The following is a 3,122-nucleotide window of genomic DNA, read 5'->3' on the forward strand; positions in this document are numbered from 1 at the left end:
GTTCTTGGCGGTCACCGCCAGCGTCGCCAGTGCCGAAACGGTGATGGCGGTGCCCAGCGACATTGCCAGCACCGACAGCAGGCCGCCGAGCCAGAGGCCGTTGAGCAGGGCGAAGCTGAGCACGATCAGCGCGCCGGAGCAGGGGCGGATGCCGACCGCCGCCACCGCTGTCCAGGCCGTGCGCCAGTCGAAGCGGTCGCCTGACAGCAGCGCCGGATCGGGTGCGTGCGAATGGCCGCAGGTGTCGCAGACTTCGCCGGCCGCGTGATCGTGATGAGCATGATCGTGTTCGGCATGATCGTGATGATCGTGATGATCGTGCGAAGGGCCGTGCACATGGTCATGCGCGTGCAGCGCGTGCGAATGGGCATGCGCCGAATGGCTGTGAGCTGCATGGGAATGGCCGGCATGCGAATGCGCGCCGTGCGAATGACCCCCATGAGAATGACCCCCATGAGAATGACCGGCGTGAGAATGGCCGGCATGAGCCGCCGACAGGCTGTAGGCCGGGCCCTTGCCGAACAGACGCAGGACGGCGGGGCCGAGTTTGCGCCACAGCAGCCAGGCGCCGAACAGGGTGACGAAGACAAAGCTCATGATCTCCATGAACCAGGCTGCGTCCGTCATCGAGACGGAGGTGCCGCGCAGGACGAAATAGGCGACCCCCATCACCGCGACCGCGGTCAGGCCCTGCAGCAGCGCCGAGACGAAGGACAAGAGGATGCCGCGCCGCAACGCCACTTCATTGGCCACCATGTAGGACGAGATCACCGCCTTGCCGTGACCGGGGCCGGCGGCATGGAAAATACCGTAGGCGAAGGACAGGCCGACGAGTATCCAGATCTTGCTGCCGTCCTGGCGCATCGCCTTCATCGCCGTTGCCAGCGCGCGGTAGAATTCCTGCTGCCTGAGATTGATCCACATCAGGATATGGGCGAACGGGCCGGTGGTGGGCGCCATGCCGTCATTGACGCCGATGCCGAGCGAACTCTGGGCATGAGCCGCGTCGGCGAAATGCATCATGGCGACTGTGAGGGCCAACAGGCCGAATGCCAAACGCAGGGACGGTTTCGTCACCGGCTTCATCCTTCTGGCTGACAGGTCAGTTCGAGCTTGGTGGCGAAGATCTTGCTCATATCGGTGCCGGTCGGGTCATTGAAAAAGGCATCGGTGAGGGTCTTCTGGTTTTCCTTGATGGCCTCGTCGGGGTCGGGACGGACCACCTTGCTGGTGCAGTTCGAGGGCAGGCCTTCGACCGTGATGTTGGAGTCCTCGGTGAAGTCGATCGCCGTGTAGAATGTCGGATCGTAGACGCCGATATCGATTTTGCCGTTGAGCTTGATCGGCACCTTCGGTTCGGACTCGAACAGGATGATCAGCTGGTCGTTGTCGAAATTGGCCATCAGATGCGGCGGCGGCGTCATCGCCACGTCCTTGCCGTCGACGGTGACGAGCTGGAAGTAGTTGAACTCCGCCAGCGAGGCATGAACGGTGTCGGCGACTTCCTTCAGCTCCTTGTCGTCGAGCTTCAGGTCGGAGTTCTTGTCGAATTCCATCATCACCGTCGAGGAAAACAGGTCGTCGAAGCGCCAGAGATGACGCAGAGCCTTCACGCTTTGGTGATCGGGGGAGAGGATCACATCGAGGCGAGCCTCGGCGAAGACGTGTGGATGCACGTAAGCGGGTCCAGTGGCGGCAAAGCTAGCCGCCAAGGCCGAAGCCAGCATGATTGCGTGCCGTTTCAGGTGCATTCTCGGTCGCGATTCCCTAGGCCTCGGAAGAGTTGCCGAGAGTTACCAGAAAGGGGGCGAAATTGGGACCGCTGCTCGGCTGAAGTGGGTCAGGCAACTTCACGCGTCCTGAACCACTGCACCAGGAAGTCGACGAAAACGCGGACCTTGGCCGGCAGATAGCGGCGGTGCGGGTAGACGGCGAAGATGCCGCCGCCCGACAGGATACGGTCATCCATCACCGACACCAGCCGGCCGCTCGCGAGATCGGGCGCGGCAATGAAATCCGGCAGGACGGTGAATCCCAGCCCGGACACGGCCGCGGCTCTCGCCGTCATCGGGCTGTTGACCTCGATCGGACCTGACACCGAAACGCTGACCGGATCGCCATTGTCGCCCTTGAACGGCCAGTTGTTCAGTCCGCGGCCATTGGTGTCGACGATGCAAGGCATGCGGCTGAGATCCTGCGGCCGTGTCGGCGTGCCATGCTTGGCGATCAGTTCGGGGGAGGCGCAGAGCTTTATCGAAAATGGCGCCAGACGCCTGGCGATCAGCGACGAGTTCTCCAGCCGCGAGATACGCACCGCAAGGTCGAAGCCTTCCTCGACCAGATCGACGAAGCGGTCGTCGAGCTGGATGTCGAGCACGATGTCGGGATGCTGCTTGGCGAAGTCGATCAGCGACTGGCCGATCGGCGCGTCGGCGAAGGTGCGCGGCGCCGACAGCTTGATCCGGCCGCGCACGTCGCCGGAGGATTCGCGCACCGCGTCGGCCAGGCTGTCGACCTCGCGCACGATCTCCGAGGCGCGCCGGTAATAGGTGTGGCCGGCCTCGGTCATCGAGAACTGGCGCGTGGTGCGGTTGAGCAGCAAAGCGCCGAGTTCGTCCTCCAGCTCGCGCACATATTTCGACAGCAAGGCCTTGGAGCGGCCGATCTTGCGCGCCGCCGCGGAAAAGCCCTCGGCCTCGACCACGTCGATGAAGGCGCGCATGCGCGTCAGTGTGTCCATGGTCAGGCCTTTCGTGCCGCGTCGAGAAGTTTCCGGCCGAGCCGTATCAGGGCAATGTCGCTGCCGGAAGGGCCAAGCAGCGACAGGCCGAACGGGGCGCCGGCGACCGAGCCGACGGGCAGTGTGATCTGTGGAAAACCGGACAGGCCGGCCAGGCACAGAAGCTGGAGCGCCCGTTCGCGATAGGCCTGGAACTGCTCCGGCGTGCTGTCCACGTAAGGCGCCGGACCAGGCACCGTCGGCAGGACAAGGAAGCCGTCCTTGCCGAGCAGGGCGCTCAGTTCGCCGCGAAAGGTCAGACGCCGCACCTTCTCGGCCTGCGCCGTCTTGTCGTCGACGGCGCGGCCGAAGCCGAAACGCTCCTCGACGCCGGTGCCGAGGC

3 protein-coding genes and 1 pseudogene are annotated in these 3,122 nt (G+C 64.2%); all 4 read right to left on the reverse strand.

The window, feature by feature from the left end; all coding sequences use genetic code 11:
• A partial coding sequence (locus EN879_RS29765) for a nickel/cobalt transporter (RefSeq protein WP_164774666.1) occupies positions 1 to 1,086 on the reverse strand: 1,086 nt, incomplete at its 3' end.
• Positions 1,083 to 1,751, reverse strand: coding sequence for a DUF1007 family protein (locus tag EN879_RS29770; RefSeq protein ID WP_027161413.1), 669 nt, complete (start codon positions 1,749 to 1,751; stop codon positions 1,083 to 1,085). The genes EN879_RS29770 and EN879_RS29765, both read right to left, overlap by 4 nt.
• Before the next feature lie 89 nt (positions 1,752 to 1,840).
• The gene (locus EN879_RS29775; RefSeq protein WP_063168937.1) at positions 1,841 to 2,740 is read right to left on the reverse strand and encodes a LysR family transcriptional regulator; all 900 of its coding nucleotides are present in this window, start codon (positions 2,738 to 2,740) and stop codon (positions 1,841 to 1,843) included.
• A 2-nt stretch (positions 2,741 to 2,742) separates the two neighbouring features.
• Positions 2,743 to 3,122, reverse strand: a pseudogene (locus EN879_RS29780) (amidase family protein); the annotation flags it as partial.

This window comes from Mesorhizobium sp. M7A.F.Ca.AU.002.02.1.1 (assembly GCF_003998535.1).
Lineage (GTDB): Bacteria > Pseudomonadota > Alphaproteobacteria > Rhizobiales > Rhizobiaceae > Mesorhizobium > Mesorhizobium ciceri.